Origin of the sequence: Streptomyces gelaticus (assembly GCF_014649535.1) — a bacterium.
Taxonomy (GTDB): Bacteria; Actinomycetota; Actinomycetes; order Streptomycetales; family Streptomycetaceae; genus Streptomyces; species Streptomyces gelaticus.
Genome location: NZ_BMTF01000103.1, coordinates 1 through 756, shown reverse-complemented (window position 1 = coordinate 756; position 756 = coordinate 1). Strand labels below are relative to the sequence as shown.

The window sequence follows — 756 nt, the reverse complement described above, 5'->3', positions numbered from 1 at the left end:
ATCCGTGTGTCAGTAGGCGGAGTTGACGTTGTCGATGGATCCGTAGCGGTCGGCGGCGTAGTTGGCGGCCGCGGTGATGTTGGCGACGGGGTCGGTGAGGTCGTGGGCGGTGCCGTTGACGTGGTAGGCGTTGAAGGTGGGCTGGATGACCTGGAGCAGGCCCTTGGAGGGGGTGCCCTTCTGGGCGTTGATGTCCCAGCCGTTCTGGGCGTTGGGGTTGCCGCCGGACTCGCGCATGATGTTGCGGTGCAGGCCTTCGTAGGTGCCGGGGATGCCCTTGGCCTTCATGATGGCCAGGGACTGCTTGATCCAGCCGTCGAGGTTGTTGGCGTAGCCCTTGCCGGTCTGCTGGGTGCCCTGGGTGTCGCCGGCCGGGGCGGTCCGGACGACGGGGGCGGTCTGCTTGGTCTCTGCCGCCTGGGCGGAGGTCGAGGTCAGGGTGAGGGCTGCGGCGGCCGCGCCGGTGGTGGCGAGGGCGGTGACGGTCAGGGTGCGGATGCGGGCGATGCGGCCGGTGCGGGTCTGCGTGGTCATGCGGAAGTGACTCCTGTGGGGTGTGGGGGTGCCGTCCGGTTCGGTGGCGGCGGTGCGGGGCGGGGCCCCTGGGGTGGTGCGGGACGGGGTGGGCCGGTCCGGTGTGTCCGGGCCGGTCGTCGTTCCCCGTGATGACAGCAATGGTTAGCGGCGCCCGGGACGGGGGTCAATGATGTGACGTACTACCCCAATACGGAGCAATGTCCGAAATGAGATGCTCTG

The 756-nt window shown here is 69.0% G+C and carries 1 protein-coding gene; it reads right to left on the bottom strand.

What is annotated here, in order from left to right:
* Nucleotides 1-9: 9 nt before the first annotated feature.
* Entirely contained in the window at nucleotides 10-534 is a 525-nt protein-coding gene (locus IE107_RS34560; RefSeq protein WP_189548287.1) for a transglycosylase SLT domain-containing protein, read from the bottom strand.
* Between the last annotated feature and the right edge of the window lie 222 nt (nucleotides 535-756).

Excerpts from the sequence above, each read along its gene's own strand:
- IE107_RS34560 (WP_189548287.1), bottom strand. The coding sequence starts at position 534 with ATGACCACGCAGACCCGCACCGGCCGCATCGCCCGCATCCGCACCCTG.